The 19,374-nt window shown below is 56.7% G+C and carries 16 protein-coding genes; 8 read left to right on the top strand and 8 right to left on the bottom strand.

The window, feature by feature from the left end; translation table 11 throughout:
* Window position 1: 1 nt before the first annotated feature.
* The 6 genes from rsxD to ydgT form a co-directional block, all read right to left on the bottom strand.
* The gene (gene rsxD / locus COO59_RS04340; protein WP_103058608.1) at window positions 2-1,057 is read right to left on the bottom strand and encodes an electron transport complex subunit RsxD; all 1,056 of its coding nucleotides are present in this window, start codon (window positions 1,055-1,057) and stop codon (window positions 2-4) included.
* Window positions 1,058-3,238 (bottom strand): electron transport complex subunit RsxC, encoded by a 2,181-nt coding sequence (gene rsxC / locus COO59_RS04335; protein WP_103058607.1) that lies wholly within the window; start codon window positions 3,236-3,238, stop codon window positions 1,058-1,060.
* Window positions 3,231-3,809, bottom strand: coding sequence for an electron transport complex subunit RsxB (rsxB, locus tag COO59_RS04330; protein ID WP_103058606.1), 579 nt, complete (start codon window positions 3,807-3,809; stop codon window positions 3,231-3,233). Before rsxB ends, rsxC begins: the two co-directional genes overlap by 8 nt.
* Window positions 3,809-4,390 (bottom strand): electron transport complex subunit RsxA, encoded by a 582-nt coding sequence (gene rsxA, locus COO59_RS04325; RefSeq protein WP_103058710.1) that lies wholly within the window; start codon window positions 4,388-4,390, stop codon window positions 3,809-3,811. The genes rsxB and rsxA overlap by 1 nt, the downstream gene beginning before the upstream one ends.
* A 125-nt stretch (window positions 4,391-4,515) precedes the next feature.
* The gene (locus COO59_RS04320; protein ID WP_103058605.1) at window positions 4,516-4,959 is read right to left on the bottom strand and encodes a DUF2569 domain-containing protein; all 444 of its coding nucleotides are present in this window, start codon (window positions 4,957-4,959) and stop codon (window positions 4,516-4,518) included.
* Between the two features lie 110 nt (window positions 4,960-5,069).
* Window positions 5,070-5,285, bottom strand: a complete 216-nt coding sequence (gene ydgT / locus COO59_RS04315; protein ID WP_157130207.1) for a transcription modulator YdgT — start codon at window positions 5,283-5,285, stop codon at window positions 5,070-5,072.
* A gap of 683 nt (window positions 5,286-5,968) precedes the next feature.
* Between ydgT and ytfQ the strand changes: the two genes are divergently transcribed.
* The 4 genes from ytfQ (at window position 5,969) to yjfF (ending at window position 10,511) form a co-directional block, all read left to right on the top strand.
* A complete protein-coding gene (gene ytfQ / locus COO59_RS04310) occupies window positions 5,969-6,925 on the top strand; it encodes a galactofuranose ABC transporter, galactofuranose-binding protein YtfQ (RefSeq protein WP_103058604.1) in 957 nt (318 codons plus the stop codon).
* 71 nt (window positions 6,926-6,996) lie between these two features.
* Entirely contained in the window at window positions 6,997-8,514 is a 1,518-nt protein-coding gene (gene ytfR, locus COO59_RS04305) for a galactofuranose ABC transporter, ATP-binding protein YtfR (protein ID WP_103058603.1), read from the top strand.
* Complete coding sequence (gene ytfT, locus COO59_RS04300; RefSeq protein WP_103058602.1) at window positions 8,507-9,526, top strand: galactofuranose ABC transporter, ATP-binding protein YtfT; 1,020 nt, start codon at window positions 8,507-8,509, stop codon at window positions 9,524-9,526. Before ytfR ends, ytfT begins: the two co-directional genes overlap by 8 nt.
* On the top strand, window positions 9,519-10,511 hold the full coding sequence (gene yjfF, locus COO59_RS04295) for a galactofuranose ABC transporter, permease protein YjfF (RefSeq protein ID WP_103058601.1): 993 nt from the start codon (window positions 9,519-9,521) through the stop codon (window positions 10,509-10,511). Before ytfT ends, yjfF begins: the two co-directional genes overlap by 8 nt.
* Window positions 10,512-11,125: 614 nt before the next feature.
* Here the strand turns inward: yjfF and araA are convergent.
* Window positions 11,126-12,628 (bottom strand): L-arabinose isomerase, encoded by a 1,503-nt coding sequence (araA, locus tag COO59_RS04290; protein WP_103058600.1) that lies wholly within the window; start codon window positions 12,626-12,628, stop codon window positions 11,126-11,128.
* 9 nt (window positions 12,629-12,637) lie between these two features.
* Window positions 12,638-14,323 carry a ribulokinase gene (locus tag COO59_RS04285; RefSeq protein ID WP_103058599.1) on the bottom strand — a complete coding sequence of 562 codons (1,686 nt, stop codon included), beginning with the start codon at window positions 14,321-14,323 and terminating at the stop codon, window positions 12,638-12,640.
* A gap of 373 nt (window positions 14,324-14,696) precedes the next feature.
* Here COO59_RS04285 and COO59_RS04280 point away from each other — a divergent pair, with 373 nt between their 5' ends.
* From COO59_RS04280 to araC, 4 genes are all read left to right on the top strand, one after another.
* The gene (locus COO59_RS04280) at window positions 14,697-15,680 is read left to right on the top strand and encodes an arabinose ABC transporter substrate-binding protein (protein ID WP_103058598.1); all 984 of its coding nucleotides are present in this window, start codon (window positions 14,697-14,699) and stop codon (window positions 15,678-15,680) included.
* A gap of 128 nt (window positions 15,681-15,808) precedes the next feature.
* Window positions 15,809-17,332, top strand: coding sequence for an L-arabinose ABC transporter ATP-binding protein AraG (gene araG / locus COO59_RS04275; protein WP_103058597.1), 1,524 nt, complete (start codon window positions 15,809-15,811; stop codon window positions 17,330-17,332).
* Window positions 17,333-17,347: 15 nt separating this feature from the next.
* Window positions 17,348-18,331: an L-arabinose ABC transporter permease AraH gene (gene araH, locus COO59_RS04270; RefSeq protein ID WP_103058596.1), complete on the top strand. Its 984-nt coding sequence runs from the start codon at window positions 17,348-17,350 to the stop codon at window positions 18,329-18,331.
* Between the two features lie 58 nt (window positions 18,332-18,389).
* Complete coding sequence (gene araC, locus COO59_RS04265) at window positions 18,390-19,307, top strand: arabinose operon transcriptional regulator AraC (protein ID WP_103058595.1); 918 nt, start codon at window positions 18,390-18,392, stop codon at window positions 19,305-19,307.
* Window positions 19,308-19,374: the final 67 nt, after the last annotated feature.

Genomic DNA, 19,374 nt, shown 5'->3' with positions numbered 1-19,374 from the left:
TTTACTCCTTGCGGTGGCCGTAAACGCGCGGCTGGGTATAGTAATCGATCAGCGGTACGCAGATATTCGCCAGCAGCACCGCAAACGCGACGCCATCCGGGTAACCGCCGAAACTGCGGATCAGCCAGACCAGCAGGCCAATCAGCGCACCAAAGATCAGGCGGCCTTTGTTGGTGGTGGAGGCGGTAATCGGGTCGGTAGCGATAAAAAACGCACCGAGCATGGTGGCGCCAGAAAACAGGTGAATCATCGGCGACGCCAGAGTAGCCGGAGAAAACAGCCAGCCCAGCGTGGCGCAGACCAACAGGGAAAGCAGAAAACTCACCGGGATATGCCAGCGGATAGTGCGCTTCACCAGCAGAAACAGCCCGCCCAGCAGGAAAGCTACGTTAACCCACTGCCAGCCGAGACCGGCAATAACGCCGCTATAAATCGGCTGAGCCAGCAGCTGCCCGGCGCTATGGCTGGCGCGCAGACCGGTTTTAAAATTATCCAGCGGCGTCGCCTGACTAATGCCGTCCACGCCCAGCTGCAGCTGTTGCATGGTATCGCCTGCCAGCGTGTGATGCGTGAAGATCATGCTCAGCGAATCAAACAGGCCGGGCGTAACGGATTGCAGCGCCTGCGGAGGCAGCCAGCTGGTCATCTGCACCGGGAAGGAGATCAACAGTACCACATAACCGATCATCGCCGGATTAAACGGATTTTGTCCCAGTCCGCCGTACAGCTGCTTGGCGATAATAATGGCGAAGGCGGTGCCAATAACGATCAGCCACCAGGGCGCCAGCGGCGGCAGGCTAATGCCCAGCAGTACGGCGGTCAGCAGGGCGGAGTGATCTTTAAGATTTATCAATACCGGCTGCTTGCGCAGATGCAAAATGGCCGCCTCGGTGCCCCATGCGGTCAGCGTAGCCAACGCTATCTGGATAAGATTGCCGTAGCCAAAATAATACCACTGGACGGCGATGCCCGGTACGGCTGCCAGCAGCACCAGCAGCATAATGCGGCTGGTGGCGCGATGGTTGTGTGTATAAGGGGAACTTGCAATACGAAACATTTAATCCTCAAGGCTCTGCTGCTGTGCTTTTCGCGCTTTAGCGCGGGCAACGGCGGCGGCAACGGCAGCCTTACGACGCTCTTCCGCATCGGTGTCCGTGTCCGCCTGCTGTTGCTGCTGTTGCTGTTGCTGCTGTTGCTGCTGTTGCTGCTGTTGTTGTTGTGCTTTCTTCGCCTTCGCGCGGGCGATAGCGGCTTCCACCGCGGCCTTACGCGGATCGACCGGTGCAGCGGGCTCGGCGGCCGGCGCGGTAGCATCGGTTGCCGGTACGCTATGGTTTTCCGTATTCGTCTCGTTCTGCGCCTCTGCTGCCTGCGCTTTCTTCGCCTTCGCGCGGGCGATAGCGGCTTCCACCGCGGCCTTACGCGGATCGACCGGTGCAGCGGGCTCGGCGGCTGGCGCGGTAGCATCGGTTGCCGGTACGCTATGGTTTTCCGTATTCGTCTCGTTCTGCGCCTCTGCTGCCTGCGCTTTTTTCGCCTTCGCGCGGGCGATAGCGGCTTCTACCGCGGCCTTACGCGGATCGCCAGCCTGACGCGACAGCGGCTCGGTTTCAGCCTGTTTTTCCGCCTGACGGGCGCGCGCCATCGCCTTACGCGCTTCGCGTTGGGCAATCGCTGCAGCATTGTCGGGTTCCTGTCCCGCCTGTACCTCGACAGGCCCGGCGGCTTTCCTGGCCTTCACGCGCTCAAGCGCAGCGGCGATTTCATCCTGCTCGCTGGCGCTTACGCTGCGCTTCGCCTGGGTATGACGCGCTTCGCGGGCCAGCTTCTCGCGCTCAAGACGCGCCTGGCGCGCTTCAAAACGCGCTTTCGCCTCGGCGGTACGCTTCGCTTCCAGATCGATCGCGCGCAGTTCGGCTTTTTCCTGACGGTAATACTGCACCAGCGGAATGTTGCTGGGACAAACCCAGGCGCAGGCGCCGCATTCAATGCAGTCTTCAATATGGTAAGCACGCGCTTTGTCGTGATCGGCACCCTGGCTGTACCAGTAAAGCTGCTGAGGCAGCAGACCGGCCGGACAGGCATCGGCGCAGGCGCTACAGCGAATACAGGAGAGCTCCTGCTGGGGAGCACCCATTTCGCTGACGGCAGGCGCCAGCAGACAGTTGGTGATTTTGACCACCGGCACATCCAGCGCGGGTAGGGTAAAGCCCATCAGCGGGCCGCCCATAATCACCATTTGCTGCGGCTGCGGCTGGAAACCCGCCTGATGCAGTAAATGGCTGACGGGCGTACCAAGACGGCCCCAGACGTTGCCGGGCCTGGTCACCGCTTCACCGGTCAGCGTAACGACGCGCTCGGTTAAGGGTTCGCCGTCGAGGATGGCGCGCTTAACCGCATACGCGGTGCCGACGTTCTGCATCAGCACGCCAATGTCGGACGAGCGTCCGCCGTGCGGCACCTCTTTGCCGGTAAGAATTTTGGTTAACTGCTTCGCACCGCCGGAAGGATACTTGGTGGGGATCACCCGCAGCTGCAGATCGTTGCTGCCGCCCAACGCACGCTTCAGGGCGGCAATCGCTTCAGGCTTATTGTCTTCAATGCCGATCAGCACGCGCTCCGCCTGCAGAACCCAGGCAAGAATACGGCTGCCTTCCACCACCTCATCGGCGCAATCCTGCATCAGCCGATCGTCGGCGGTAATATAGGGTTCGCACTCGGCGGCGTTAATAATCAGCGTGCGGGTGGTGTTCAGCCCGCCTTTCAGCTTGGTCGCGGTAGGGAAGCCCGCGCCGCCAAGGCCCGCCACGCCCGCCTGATGAATACGTTTCACCACCTCTTCACGCGACAGCTGGCGATAATCCGTCAGCGTCTGGCGTTCAATCCAGCGATCTTCGCCGTCAGGAACGATAAAGACGGAAATTTCAGCCAGCCCGGACGGGTGCGCGGTCATATGAGGGCCGATCGCCTCTACCGTGCCGGAAGTGGGCGCATGCACCGGCAGCATGCGGCCGATGCCAAAGGTCAGCGGCTGTCCACGCAGCACTTTATCGCCCGGCTTAACGCAGAGTTCACCTTCGTGACCGATATGTTGCTTAAGCGGGATGATAAAGCGGTCCGCCAGCGGGAGCTGACGCAGCGGCGTGCCGTTTGACTGAGTTTTCATCTCCGGCGGATGAATGCCGCCGTCGAAGTTCCAGACCTTATCTTTACGCAATAAATTCAGTAGGTTAAGCATGATGTTCCACAGGAATAACCCGAACCGGGATAGTTTGCAGATCCCATTTCCAGCTGGCTGGCGTGGTGGCAACCGGACGCATTTCAATACAGTCGGTCGGGCAGGGGGCGACGCAGAGATCACAGCCGGTGCAAACATCGCTCAGCACGGTGTGCATGGCGCGTGTAGCGCCGACGATGGCATCAACCGGACAGGCCTGGATGCACTTGGTGCAGCCGATGCAGTTGGCTTCATCAATCCAGGCGACGGTACGTACCGGCTCTTTGGCGCTGGCATCGCCATCCAGCGGCTGCGGCTCAACGTTCAGCAGCCCCGCCAGCTTCAGCATGGTCTGCTCGCCGCCGGGCGCGCATTTATTGATCGCTTCGCCATTGTTGCCAACCGCTTCGGCATAAGGGCGACAGCCGGCATAGCCGCACTGTCCGCACTGGCTCTGCGGCAGGATATTATCGATTTGTTCCACGATGGGGTCCGCTTCCACTTTGAAGCGGCGTGAAGCGTAGCCCAGCAGCCCGCCAAAAATCAGGCTCAGGGCGCTAATTGCAATAATAGCTATCCAGATAGCGGTCATCAGAATTTCACCAGACCGGAGAAGCCCATAAACGCCAGCGCCATCAGGCCTGCGGTAATCAGGGCGATAGAAGAACCTTTGAACGGCGCCGGCACATTAGCCAGCACCAGACGCTCGCGTATTCCGGCAAACAGCACCATTACCAGCGAAAAGCCCAGCGAAGCGCTGAAGCCGTACAGCGCCGCCTGCAAAAAGGTATGGTTGAGGTTAACGCTCAGCAAAGGCACCGCCAGTACCGCGCAGTTGGTGGTAATCAGCGGCAGAAAAATACCCAGCAGGCGATAAAGCGCCGGGCTGGTTTTACGCACCACCATTTCGGTGAACTGTACGGTAACCGCAATCACCAGAATATAGGAGAGCGTACGCAGATAGACCAGATCCAGCGGCAACAGAATAAGGTGGTTCACCAGCCATGCGCAGATCGAGGCTAGCGTAATAACGAAAGTGGTCGCAAGCCCCATGCCTATCGCCGTTTCCAGCTTTTTGGAGACGCCCATAAAAGGGCAAAGGCCAAGAAACTTCACCAGAACGAAGTTATTCACCAGCACGGTGCCAACAAAAAGAAGCAGGTAATCGGTCATCGTTTCGCCCGGAGTCATAAAAGCCGCTTATTATCAAATATTCCCGGCGCTATCACAACGGCAGTGCGCCGTTAAAAAATCAGCAAAAGCACTCAGGATTAAATTTATGGAGATTTTGGCAGCGTTTACGGCGCGATAAAGGTCTCTTTCACCCGCCGGGAGCGCCTGAAATAGGGCACCAGCACCGCCGCCGCCAGCAGCGCGATCAGCAAAGAGCGCACCGCTGCGCCGTCGGCTACCGGAGAAAACGCAAACGTTTTTAACGCCAGCAGTACCGTCAACAGCAGCCAGATAATGTAATGGCGCGGCAGGCGGCGCGAACGCAAACAGAAAATCCATGTTACCCAGGCGCTGTAACACCAGACGGCCAGCGAGGTCGCCAGCGATAATCCCCACTGCAGCAGAAATGCGTGATCGTGGCTGAACAGCAGTTCGCGCCACGCGGGAGTAAACAGGGCGCTAATATACATCACCACCACCAACGCACTGGTTAACAGGGTTAAAATCAGCCAGGCGAGCGGCAGCAGCAGCCAGCCGCCAGGAAGCGGCGCGGAAGAAGTTAACGACATCATACATTCCTTACAGGACAAACGGCGGCGTGAGACAGGCGTTGCCCAAGCGAATCACGCCTGTTGGAGCGGGCATTATAGGGGAAAGAAGCGGAAGGAGACAGGCAGGATTAAACCACGTAGCGCCAAACCGATTTAGGCACTTCGCCTAAATTAAACAGCCGTCCGCCGGAAACCAGTTCCGCCCGACGATGATCGGCAGCGCGGTACATATTCATTAATTCCCGATCGTCAGTCAGCGAGTAATTAAGATGATCGAATAATTTTTCCAGGCTTTCTGAGGTATTCACTTTACGAAATTTCAACAGGTAATCTTGCGCTGTCATAATAACCATAATAATGGAAAGAAGATTGAGCGACTCAGTATAGAGAGGCCGCGCCATCTGTCCAGATCTCGCCGGGTAAAAAATAGTTAAAATCAGAAAATAGCGCTGTTCAGAAAGAGTTAAGATTTAGATTTAGCCTTTTATCGCCTTTCTCTGCCTGAGCAAACGATTCCGCATAAGAGTATATCGAAAAATGAACCGGCTGCTGGGATTTTTCTCATCAAATAATATTGGGCTGTAAGGTTGTCAGGTAAGGGAAAAGTGACACAGGATTTGTCACAACAAATTTCGCTATCCTTACATTACAGGCATGCGAGCCCAAATCCTTAACATTTTCTTTAAAAAGCACAGGGTTCTGCATTGTGCGAATCATCACAAATCCATTATTTAACCGGAAGAATCTGACGGCAACGGTGATGGCTAAAGTTTACACGTCCTTGTAATCGGTTCCAAAACGCAGACTCGCTAACCGCTTCTCTTTATTACAGTTATTTAACAGGTGCGCTAACAAAATTCAGGCGTTTTTTCCATATTAACTACACATAATTATCAAACCGAAAACAGGTAACCCTTTTAATTAATTGCATTTTGTGAAGTATGTCGAAATCTGCCGTAGCCGAATCCGCCAGGCTGTAATGGCTTTTGTACCTGAACATCTGAATCCCACCAGAGGAATAAATACTATGTGGAAGCGTTTACTTATCTCAGCCATGGTGAGCTCTGCGCTCGCCGCACCGGTGCTGGCGGCAGATATGACCGTTGGTTTTTCCCAGGTTGGCTCTGAATCAGGCTGGCGTGCTGCTGAAACCAGCGTAGCGAAAAGCGAGGCGGCGAAGCGCGGCATTACCCTGAAAATTGCCGATGGACAGCAGAAACAGGAAAACCAAATTAAGGCGGTACGTTCATTTATCGCGCAGGGCGTGGATGCCATCTTTATTGCGCCGGTGGTGCAAACCGGTTGGGAGCCGGTGCTGGAAGAAGCGAAGGATGTGGGGATCCCGGTATTCTTGCTCGACCGCGCCATCGTAGTGAAAGATAAATCACTTTATATGTCAGTGGTCACGGCGGACAACGTGCTGGAAGGGCGGCTGATCGGCGACTGGCTGGTAAAACAAATGAATGGCAAACCTTGTAACGTCGTGGAGCTGCAGGGAACGGTGGGGGCCAGCGTGGCGATCGATCGTAAAAAAGGCTTCACCGAAGCGATCGCCAGTACGCCTAATATCAAAATAATTCGTTCGCAGTCCGGCGACTTTACCCGCAGCAAAGGTAAAGAGGTAATGGAAAGCTTTATTAAGGCGGAAAATAACGGAAAAAATATCTGCATGGTTTATGCGCATAACGACGATATGGCCATCGGCGCGATTCAGGCTATTAAAGAAGCCGGGTTAAAACCGGGGAAAGATATTCTCACCGGCTCAATTGATGGCGTACCGGATATTTATAAAGCGATGCTGGCAGGCGAAGCCAACGCCAACGTTGAGCTAACGCCAAATATGGCTGGCCCGGCATTTGACGCGCTGGAGAAATTTAAGCAGAACGGCACCGTGCCGCCGAAAGTGATAAAAACCGTTACCAGGCTCTGGCTGCCTGCCGATGCGCAAAGCCAACTCGATAAGAAAAAAGATATGGGCTATTAAGCCGCGCTTAACCGCTGTCGTCGGCCAGGCGTTGCCGCCTGCGCCGGCCTTTTTATTTACCGAGGCGCATTATGAACGAGCAAACAGATCGGCTGCTGGATATTCGTGGCGTCAGCAAATTCTTCCCTGGGGTTAAGGCGCTGGATAATGTCTCTTTCAGCCTGCGGCGCGGGGAAATTATGGCGCTGCTGGGCGAAAACGGGGCGGGGAAATCTACCCTGATTAAAGTGCTGACCGGCGTTTATCAGCGTGACGCCGGTGAGATTGTACTGAACGGCCAGCCGATAACGCCGCGCAATACTGCTCAGGCGCAGCAGGCGGGGATCGGCACCGTTTATCAGGAGGTGAACCTGCTGCCGAATATGTCAGTGGCGGATAATCTGTTTATCGGGCGCGAGCCTAAGCGCTTCGGAATGGTCGATCGTAAGACGATGGTCAACGACGCCCGCAGCCTGCTTAATCGTTATGGCTTTGAACTGGATGTTAATCGTCCGCTTGGTCACTATTCCGTGGCGATGCAGCAAATCATCGCTATCTGTCGCGCGGTTGACCTTTCTGCTCAGGTGCTGATCCTTGATGAACCTACCGCCAGCCTCGATGCCAGCGAGGTAGAAATGCTGTTTACCTTGATGAATCAGCTCAGGGCTAAAGGCATGAGCCTGATCTTCGTGACGCATTTTCTCGATCAGGTTTATCGCGTCTGCGATCGCATCACCGTGCTGCGTAACGGGCAATATATCGCCACCCGTGAAACCCATACGCTGTCGCAGCTGGAGCTGATTAAGCTGATGCTGGGACGCGACCTGCTGCAAACCGCGCTGCAGCGTGCCGGGCGCACCTTGCGCAGCGAAAAACCGGTGGTGGAATTTCAACACTACGGCAAAAAGGGTGCCATTGAGCCGTTTAACCTGCAGGTGCGTCCGGGCGAAGCCGTGGGGCTGGCGGGGCTGCTGGGTTCTGGCCGTACCGAGACGGCGGAAGTCCTGTTTGGCATTCGACGGCCCGACAGCGGCACGGCGACGATCCGCGGTAAAAAGCAAAATATACGCAGCCCGGCGCAGGCATCGCGGCTTGGCATGGGATTTTGTCCCGAAGATCGTAAAACCGACGGCATTATTGGCGCGGCCTCGGTGCGGGAAAATATCATTCTTGCGCTGCAGGCGCAGCGGGGCTGGCTGCGTCCGCTTAGCAAACGTGAACAGAGCGAGATCGCCCAGCGCTTTATTCGTCAGCTTGGTATTCGTACTCCCAACGAGGAACAGCCCGTCGAGCTGCTTTCCGGCGGCAACCAGCAGAAGGTGCTGCTGTCCCGCTGGCTGGTAACCCGGCCGCAGTTTTTGATCCTTGATGAGCCGACGCGCGGCATTGACGTGGGCGCGCATGCGGAAATTATTCGCCTGATCGAGTCGCTTTGCGCCGATGGGCTGGCGCTGCTGGTGATCTCTTCGGAGCTGGAAGAGCTGGTGGGCTACGCCGATCGCGTAGTGATCCTGCGCGATCGACAGCAGGTGGCGGAAATCCCGCTGGAAAAACTGTCGGTGGCGGCGATCGTCAGCGCGATTGCGGATGGAGGAGCTCAACATGCCTGAAGGCCACGTATTATCGGAGAAGCCCGCTATGCAGAAGCGTAAATTCCCGCCCGGTATGCCGCAGCTGGCAGCGCTGATTCTGGTGCTGTTGATCGATAGCCTGGTGGCGCATAATTTTTTTGTGCTGCATTTGCAGGATGGACGGCTATTTGGCAGCCCGATCGATATTCTTAACCGCGCGGTACCGGTTGCGCTGCTGGCCATCGGCATGACGCTGGTGATCGCCACCGGCGGCATCGATCTTTCCGTTGGCGCGATTATGGCCATCGCCGGTGCCACGGCGGCAACCTTAACGGTGGCAGGATACAGTTTGCCGGTGGTTATTCTGGTTACGCTGGGCAGCGGCGCGCTGTGCGGCCTGTGGAACGGCATTCTGGTGGCGCTGCTGAAAATCCAGCCGTTTGTCGCCACGCTGATCCTGATGGTGGCCGGGCGCGGTATCGCCCAGCTGATTACCCAGGGGCAAATCGTCACCTTTGACAGCGATGCGCTGGGTTGGATCGGCAGCGGCGCGTTTGGGCTGTTGCCGGTGCCGGTATGGATCGCCGCGATCGTGGCGCTGCTGGTCTGGCTGCTGACGCGTAAAACCGCGCTTGGGCTGTTTATCGAAGCCGTGGGCATTAATCTGCGCGCCGCGCGCAACGCCGGCGTCAACGGCTGGCTGGTGGTGATGTCTGCCTATGTTATCAGCGGGCTGTGCGCGGCGGTGGCCGGGCTGATTGTCGCGGCGGATATTCGCGGTGCCGACGCCAACAATGCCGGACTGTGGCTGGAACTGGATGCCATTCTGGCCGTGGTGATCGGCGGCGCTTCGCTAATGGGCGGACGTTTTAATCTGCTGCTGTCGCTGCTGGGCGCGCTGATTATTCAGGCGATGAACACCGGCATCCTGCTTTCCGGCTTTCAGCCGGAGCTCAATCAGGTGGTCAAGGCGGTGGTGGTGATGGCGGTTCTGCTGCTGCAGTCGCCGCGTTTTCTGCAATTACTGAAACGGCGAGGCAAAAATGTTTAAACGTCATTTACCCCTAATGATTACGCTGCTGGTGTTTATCACGGGCTACCTGTTTTGTCTGACGCAGTTTCCCGGCTTTGCTTCCACCCGCGTGATTGGCAATATACTTACCGATAATGCGTTTCTCGGCATTATCGCCGTCGGGATGACTTTTGTGATCCTCTCCGGCGGGATCGATCTCTCAGTCGGCGCGGTGATCGCCTTTACCGGGGTCTTCCTGGCCAGAGCGATTGGCGATCTGCATCTTTCCCCCTGGCTGGCGTTTAGCATTATTTTGCTGGCGGGCGCCGCTTTCGGGGCGCTGATGGGATGGCTGATCGATGCGCTGAAGATCCCGGCGTTTATTATCACCCTGGCGGGCATGTTTTTTCTGCGCGGCTGTAGCTATCTGATCGCGGAGAGCTCTCTGCCTATCGATCATCCGCTTTACAGCATGCTTTCCAGCCTGGCGTGGAAAATGCCGGGCGGAGGACGCCTGAGCCTGATGGCGTTAATCATGCTGATGGTGGTGGTGGTGGGGATTATGCTGGCGCATCGCACCCGCTTTGGTAATCAGGTTTATGCCATCGGCGGTAGTATGCATTCGGCGCAGCTGATGGGCATTTCAACCCGCGCCACGACGGTGAAGATTTATATGCTGTCCACATTTTTGGCGACGCTGGCAGGGATTGTTTTCTCGCTCTATACCTCGGCAGGCTACGCACTGGCGGGAATGGGCGTAGAGCTGGATGCGATCGCGTCGGTGGTGATTGGCGGCACGCTGCTATCCGGCGGGGTAGGCACCGTGCTGGGTACGCTGTTCGGCGTCCTGATTCAGGGGCTAATCCAGACCTGGATCAATTTTGACGGAACGTTGAGTTCATGGTGGACCAAAATTGCTATCGGCATTCTGCTGTTTGCCTTTATCGCGCTGCAGCGGCTGCTGACGGTAATATGGGATCGGCAGCAGAATGCGCCGGTGAAGCGTATCAGGCTGGAGCAGTAGCAGCGGCGCCTCGTGCCTGAAGGGTATCTAACGGCTGATTACCGCCTAAAGGATACCGTTCTGGGCGGGGCGCTTTTTAAGTTCGCTTATTAGTTACAACATACTGTAGAGGTAATAACTTATCCCCGCTCCGCAACGTACCAGTAGGCAGTCAACAGGGCAAATAAATGAAGAGCGGTATTTTGATGGTCTGCTAAACGCTAATAAGGAAGATTGTCCCGTTAATTCGGCACAGTTAATTTCGTCTTATTTCATACAGGGAATTAATAATTTGAGATATTTTCAATTATTTAATAAATGTTGAAATTAATAGTTTGTTTAACGGCAAGAGCATTTACATACATTCCACTTCAGCGGAAGGATATGCTGCAATAAAAAGACAAAGTAAAATATCAGCGCACCCAAATCGTGAACGCAGGGGAGTCAATGCGAAATAAGGGGTATAGCTTGCCTTAGCTTACGATGGTAAAAATCCTTTTATTTAGCCAGTCATCACGTTAAAAATATTTGCATCACCAGCAAATTATATTACTTGCTCACCCTGGTGACTTAATTCAAAGAGCGACAATAAAAAAGCCGCATCGATGATGCGGCTGCGTGCTCAGTTGACGAATCTAGCGGTTCAGACGGTAATAAACCTCATTCCAGCGCAGCGCATCCTTAAAGGCGGGCAGCGTGGTGTCATTATCAATGACCATCACTTCGATGCCGTGCATCTCGGCATACAGACGCATATCATCCGCGTCCAGCGCCTGGCTGAAGACGGTATGATGCGCGCCGCCGCCAAGGATCCAGGCTTCAGATGCTGTCGCCAGCGATGGCTGCGCTTTCCACAGAGCGTTAGCCACCGGCAGCTTCGGCAACGGCTGCGGCTGTTCGATAGCGTCCACCACGTTCACCAGCAGGCGGAAGCGGTCGCCCATATCGATAACGCTGGCGTTCACCGCCGGACCAGCAGGCGTTGAGAAGATCAGGCGGGCCGGATCGGCCTTGCCGCCGATGCCGAGGAACTGTACGTCCAGCAGCGGCTTCTCTTCTTTCGCAATAGACGGGCAAACCTCCAGCATATGCGAACCCAGCACCAGCTCGTTACCCGGCGAGAAATGGTAGGTATAATCTTCCATAAATGAGGTGCCGCCAGGACGATCGCCCGCCATCACTTTGAAAATATGCAGCAGGGCGGCGGTTTTCCAGTCGCCTTCGCCGGCAAAACCGTAACCCTGCGCCATCAGGCGCTGAACCGCCAGGCCCGGCAGCTGCGTCATGCCGTGCAATGTCTGGAAGTTAGTGGTAAAAGCGCGACAGCCTTCATCGTCGAGGAAACGTTTCATGCCGAGTTCGATACGCGCCGCATCCAGCACGTTCTGACGTTTCTCGCCGTTAACGGCGGCGACTGCGCTAAACCGATACTGGCTTTCGTATTGATCAATCAGCGCGTTAACGTCGCCATCGCTTACCTGATTAATGACATCGACCAGATCGCCCACGCCCCAGCCGTTAACCGCATAGCCAAACTGGATCTGCGCCGCGACTTTATCGCCTTCGGTTACCGCCACCTCACGCATATTGTCGCCGAAGCGCGCCACTTTTAGCTGCTGGCTGGCGTGACGCGCTGCCGCGCCGCGCATCCACTTGCCAAGGCGTTGATGGCTCTGGCTCTCCTGCCAGTGGCCGGTAACTACGCTGTGGGAAAGGCCCATGCGCGCGCCGATAAAGCCGAACTCGCGGCCGCCGTGCGCCGTCTGGTTCAGGTTCATAAAATCCATATCCATACTTTCCCACGGAATTTCCGCGTTAAACTGGGTATGGAACTGCAGCAGCGGCTTGGTCAACACCGACAGGCCGCCAATCCACATTTTGGCCGGCGAGAAGGTGTGCAGCCAGGTAATAATGCCGATGCAGCTGTTGTCATGGTTAGCGTCGCGGCACAGCGCCAGCGCTTCGTCCGGGCTTTTCACCAGCGGTTTCAGTACCAGTTTTACCGGCAGGCCCGCTTCCCGGTTCAGCCCATCTACCACCTGCTGCGCATGATCGGCGACCTGACGCAGCGTCTCCGGTCCATACAGATGCTGGGTGCCAATCACAAACCACACGCTCAGCGAATCAAACTGTTGCATAAAAACTCCTTAAATAGCGGAAGAGGGACGTGCGGCATAGTTCGGTTCAGCTGTCGCACACCACTGTTGATAACGTTCATAAAGCTGCTGATAGCGCGCCACGCGTGAGGCGTCGGGCTGCAGCGTTTTTTCTACCGGGCTGGCCATCTGCTGCTGGGCGCTGGGGACGCTCTCATAAACGCCCGCCGCCACTGCGGCAAAGATCGCCGCGCCCAACGCGCAGCACTCATCGGACGCCACAATATCCAGCGGTCGGTTCATCACATCGCAGCACACCTGCATAATGGCCGGGGACTTACGGGCGATGCCGCCCAGCGTCAGGATGTTTTCTACCGGGATCTGCTGCTGTTCAAAGCACTCCATAATGGCGCGGGCGCCAAAGGCGGTAGCGGCGATAAAGCCGCCGAACAGGGTGGGCGCATCGGTGCCCAGGTTAAGATCGGTAATCACGCCTTTCAGTCGCTGGTTGGCAAACGGCGTGCGACGACCGTTAAACCAGTCCAGCACCACCGGCAGATGATCGAGCTGCGGATCCGCCACCCAGGCATCGGTTAACTGGCGCAGCAGATCCTGCGACAGCGCGTCAAGCTGTGGTTTTAACGCGGGCTGCTGACGCGCGGCCAGCTGTAGCGGCCAGTTCAGCAGGCGACTGAACCAGGCGTACATATCGCCAAAGGCGGACTGGCCCGCTTCCAGGCCAATAACGCCCGGCGTGACGCTGCCGTCAACCTGGCCGCAGATCCCCTCAATCGCGCGGCTGCCGACGCGTTCGCTATCGGCAATAAGAATGTCACAGGTGGAGGTGCCAATGACTTTTACCAGGGTATAAGGCTGGGCACCGGCGCCAACCGCGCCCATATGGCAGTCAAACGCGCCGCCGGACAGCACCACGGAAGTAGCGAGGCCGAGGCGCTGCGCCCACTCCGCCGTCAGCGTGCCGACCGGCTTCTCAGCGGTAAAGGTGTCGGTAAACAGCGGGTAATCCAGCTGTTGGGTCAATATTGGATCGAGCGCGTCGAAAAACGCCGCCTGCGGCAGGCCATCCCACCTGGGATGCCACAATGATTTATGACCGGCGGCGCAGCGTCCGCGTCGAATAGCCGCCGGAGCGGTGGTGCCGCTTAGCAGCGCAGGCACCCAGTCGCACAGCTCAATCCAGGAAACGGCGGCGTCGCGCACGGCGGCGTCGGCACGGGATACATGCAGAATTTTGGCCCAGAACCATTCAGAGGAGTACACGCCGCCAATATAGCGTGAGTAGTCTTCAAACTGGCCGCTGCGGCAGAGCTGGTTAATCTCTTCCGCTTCTTCAATCGCGGTGTGATCTTTCCACAGTACAAACATCGCGTTGGGGTTATCAGCAAATTCAGGGCGCAGCGCCAGTACGTTACCGTCACGGTCAATCGGTGCCGGCGTCGAGCCGGTAGAATCCACGCCAATGCCAACGACGGCGGCGCGCTGTTCGTCGCTCAGGCGCGCCACCACGCCGCAAATCGCTTTTTCCAGCGCTTCAATATAATCCAGCGGATGATGACGGAACTGGCTGGCCTGCGGCACGTTGTACTGACCGGCCATCCAGCGCGTATAGGGCGCCACCTCTTTTTGTAGTTCTTCGCCGCTTTGGCAGTCTACTGCCAGGGCGCGAACCGAATCGCTGCCAAAGTCCAGACCAATCGTTATGGCACCAGCACGCATTCGGGCTCTCCTGTTAATGAACAATCGCAGGCTTTAACACTAAAAAGCGCGGCGGTTTTTCGGTTAGCCCTTGCCAGCTGCATATATGCATTTTTCTGTCATCGTTACAGGTTATGTGAAGCCGATCAAAAGTTAACCTCCGGTTAAAATTGCTGAATTTATGGATTAATTTGTCATAGTTTTGCTATGTGATACCGCTCTACATTTCGTACGGCATTTCCCGCTAAAACTAGCCCAGCGTTTGTTCAGGTAACGCACAATCATCGAGCTAATTACCTGATTTATCGTTTTCAAAACGTTTTTAATCCGATTGGTATCGTTTACACCGTTTCGTTACGCACAACGAAAAAATTACACTGCGCCGGAGAACAACATGCACAAATTCACTAAAGCGTTAGCCGCCATCGGGCTGGCTGCCGTTATGTCACAATCCGCTATCGCTGAGACGATGAAACTGGGCTTCCTGGTTAAGCAACCGGAAGAGCCGTGGTTCCAGACGGAATGGAAGTTCGCCGATAAGGCGGGCAAAGATCTGGGCTTTGAGGTGATTAAGATCGCGGTGCCCGACGGCGAAAAAACCCTGAACGCTATCGACAGCCTGGCGGCCAGCGGCGCGAAGGGCTTTGTTATCTGTACGCCCGATCCCAAACTGGGATCGGCGATTATGGCAAAAGCGCGCAGCTACGATTTGAAAGTGATTGCGGTGGACGATCAGTTTGTAACCGCCAAAGGCAAGCCGATGGATAGCGTGCCGTTGGTCATGATGGCGGCCACCAAAATCGGCGAGCGTCAGGGCCAGGAACTGTATAAAGAGATGCAAAAGCGCGGCTGGGATGTGAAAACCTCCGCGGTAATGGCGATCACGGCTAACGAACTGGATACCGCGCGCCGCCGCACTTCCGGCTCAATCGATGCGCTGAAGGCGGCCGGTTTCCCGGAAAAACAGATCTATCAGGTTCCCACCAAATCTAATGATATTCCCGGCGCTTTTGATGCCGCTAACTCGCTGCTGGTGCAGCATCCGGAAGTGAAGAACTGGCTGATCGTCGGCATGAATGATAACACCGTGCTTGGCGGCGTGCGTGCCACCGAAGGGCAGAGCTTTAAGGCGGCCAATGTTATCGGTATCGGCATCAACGGCGTGGATGCCATCAGTGAACTTTCTAAAGGCCAGGCGACCGGCTTCTACGGCTCGCTGCTGCCAAGCCCCGATGTGCATGGCTATAAAAGTATCCAGATGCTGCACGACTGGGTAACCAACAATCATGAGCCGCAGAAATTCACCGAGGTAACGGATGTGGTGCTGATTACCCGCGATAACTTCAAGGCGGAACTGGCGAAAAAAGGGCTGATGTAAGGCATTGAGTCATTACCGGGCGGCGAACCTCGCCCGGTAAGCCGGCCCGCATTTTTTATGCCGGCAGGTTGTCATCATCTTACGCCGGTTAACCGGCGTTCACAGTGAACAGGCAAAGCGGAGACACCATGAACACTGATTCAGCCTTTCTGTCGTTTCATGGCATCAGTAAAACTTTTCCCGGCGTGAAGGCGCTGCAGGATATTAGCTTTAGCTGTCGCGCAGGCGAAGTGCACGCGCTGATGGGGGAAAACGGCGCCGGTAAATCGACGCTGTTGAAAATCCTTAGCGGCAGCTATCAGCCCAGCGGCGGCGCAATTCAGATTCAGGGCAGGCCGGTGAGCTTCAGCCATACCACCGACGCGCTGAATGCCGGGGTGGCCATTATCTACCAGGAGCTGCACCTGGTACCGGAAATGAGCATTGCGGAAAATATCTATCTCGGCCAGCTGCCGCAGCGTGGCGGGCTGGTCAACCGTAAGCTGCTGCGCTATGAGGCGGGGCTACAGCTGAAAAACTTAGGGATGGATATCGATCCCGATACGCCGCTGAAATATCTGTCGCTTGGGCAGTGGCAAATGGTGGAGATCGCCAAGGCGCTGGCGCGCAATGCCAGAATTATCGCCTTTGATGAACCAACCAGCTCGCTGTCGGCGCGGGAAATCGAGCAGCTGTTCCGCGTTATTCATCAGCTGCGCGCGGAAGGGCGCGTGGTGCTGTATGTGTCGCATCGTATGGAAGAGATCTTTGCGCTTAGCGATGCGATTACCGTGTTTAAAGACGGGCGCTACGTGCGCACCTTTGACGATATGCCGAATACCAGTCACGACATGCTGGTGCAGGCGATGGTTGGGCGCGATCTGGGCGATGTTTATGGCTACGCGCCGCGTGAGCATGGCCCGGTGAGGCTACAGCTGGACGGCGTCCATGCGGTTGGCGTCAGAAAGCCGGTATCGTTCAACGTACGCGCCGGCGAAATCGTGGGGCTGTTTGGCCTGGTCGGCGCCGGACGCAGCGAGCTGATGAAAGGGCTGTTTGGCGCCACGCGGCTGAAGGCGGGGCGCGTGCTGTTGGATGGCAAAGCGCTGGCGATCAGCGAGCCCTCAGACGCGATTCGCGCCGGGATCATGCTTTGCCCGGAAGATCGCAAAGCTGACGGCATCATTCCGGTCCATTCGGTGCGCGATAATATCAATATTTCCGCCCGGCGTAATAACCTGACGGCGGGATGCCTGATCGATCATCGCTGGGAATCGCAGAACGCCGATAAGCATATCCGCTCGTTAAATATCAAAACGCCCGGCGCCGATCAGCTGATTATGAACCTGTCCGGCGGCAACCAGCAGAAGGCGATTCTGGGCCGCTGGCTGTCCGAGGAGATGAAGGTCATTTTGCTGGATGAGCCGACGCGCGGGATCGACGTCGGGGCCAAACATGAGATCTACAACCTGATCTATGCGCTGGCGCAGCAGGGCATTGCCGTGCTGTTCGCCTCCAGCGATCTGCCGGAGGTGATGGGCCTTGCCGATCGTATTCTGGTGATGCGCGAAGGCGAGATCGCCGGTGAACTGTTACATGATGAGGCAACGGAGCAGCTAACGCTGAGCCTTGCCATGCCGAAAAATACGCAACAGACGGCCGCCGTGGCCTGATGCAGGAGTAATGCTATGTCTTCCACGACTTCAAATACGCCGCCGGTAGCGCGTTCCGGTTTACGGTTGGGCCGTATCTGGGATAACTTCGGGATGCTGGTGGTTTTTGCCGTACTGTTTATCGCCTGCGTGCTGTTTATTCCTAACTTTGGCTCGTTTATCAATATGAAAGGGCTGGGTCTGGCGATGTCGATGTCCGGCATGGTGGCGTGCGGTATGCTGTTCTGCCTCGCCTCCGGCGACTTTGACCTCTCCGTCGCCTCGGTGATCGCCTGCGCGGGCGTTACCACCGCCGTGGTGATTAATATGACCGAAAGCCTGTGGCTGGGCATCGGCGCCGGGCTGTTGCTGGGCATGGCCTGCGGCTTTGTTAACGGCTTTGTGATCGCTAAGCTGAAAATCAACGCGCTGATTACCACGCTGGCGACCATGCAGATTGTGCGCGGCCTGGCCTATATCTTCTCCGACGGCAAAGCGGTGGGCATTGAGGATGAACGTTTCTTCGCGCTGGGCTACGCCAACTGGTTCGGCCTGCCGGCGCCGATCTGGCTGACCATTGGCACCATGATCATCTTCGGTTTTCTGCTGAATAAAACCACCTTTGGCCGCAATACGCTGGCGATCGGCGGTAACGAAGAGGCGGCGCGCCTGGCGGGCGTGCCGGTGGTGCGTACCCGCATCATCATCTTTATCCTCTCCGGGCTGGTTTCTGCCGCAGCCGGGATCATTCTTGCCTCGCGTATGACCAGCGGGCAGCCGATGACTTCGCTGGGCTATGAGCTGATCGTTATCTCTGCCTGCGTGCTGGGCGGCGTATCGCTGAAAGGCGGGATTGGCAAAATCTCTTACGTAGTGGCGGGCGTGCTGATCCTCGGTACCGTTGAGAATGCGATGAATCTTCTGAATATCTCACCTTTCTCACAGTATGTGGTGCGCGGTCTGATACTGTTGGCCGCGGTAATTTTTGACCGCTACAAACAGAGCCATAAAGTGGCCTGATCGTTGCGGGCAGCCTGACGGTTGCCCGCTATTCTGACGCTTCGCTACGAGGAATATTATGTATCATCGTCAACCGATTGAGTCACAGCCCAACCCTTTGCTGCCGGGCTATGCATTTAATGCCTGGCTGGTGGCCGGGCTGACGCCGATTAGCGCCGGTGGTGCGCTCGATTTCTGTATCGATCGTCCGCACGGCATGAAAGGCTACATTATCAACCTGACGATAAAAGGACGGGGCCGGGTATTTGACGGTGATGTCTCTTTCGACTGCGAGCCAGGCGAAATGCTGCTGTTTCAGCCTAAAACGCCACATTATTATGGCCGGGCGCCGGAAAGCGACTGCTGGTATCACCGCTGGATCTATTTCCGTCCGCGCGCCTACTGGCATGACTGGCTGCGCTGGCAGGATGAAACCAACGGCGTGGGCCGCCTGCGGCTGTCGGAATCGCTGCGCGGCGAGTTCGATCGCCTGTTCGCCAGCATTGAACAGACCCATAATTCCGGGCGGCGCTTTGCCGAAGAGCTGGCGATGAATCTGCTGGAGCGGCTGCTGCTGCGGGCGGTGGAAGAAGATCCGCGTTCCCATCAGCAAATTCGCGATCCGCGCATTATTGAAGCCTGCCAGTACGTTACCAACAACCTGGCTGGCGAACTAAAAATTGAGGCGGTGGCGAAGCACGTTTGCCTGTCGCCGTCTCGGCTGGCGCACCTGTTTCGCGAACAGATGGGGGTGAATCTGCTGCGCTGGCGTGAAGATCAGCGGGTGATCCGCGCCAAGCTGCTGCTGCAAACCACTCAGGAACCGATCGCTTCCATTGGCCGGGAAGTGGGTTACGACGATCAGCTCTATTTTTCCCGCGTATTCCGTAAACGCGTCGGCGTCAGCCCCAGCGATTTTCGCCGCCGCAGCCAGGACGCGCATGACGCGCTGGTGGCGCAGGAGACCTGGCAGCTGCCAAAGCGAGCAGGGGAGTAAAAACGCCGCGGGACTACCCAACGCCCATTTAATCAGCAGTTGGTTTAACATCTTGCGCAATTATCTG

The organism is Mixta theicola (assembly GCF_002895925.1).
In the GTDB taxonomy this organism is placed as follows: domain Bacteria; phylum Pseudomonadota; class Gammaproteobacteria; order Enterobacterales; family Enterobacteriaceae; genus Mixta; species Mixta theicola.
The sequence above is the reverse complement of the archived record's forward strand: the minus strand, read 5'-3'. Positions and strand labels throughout refer to the sequence as shown.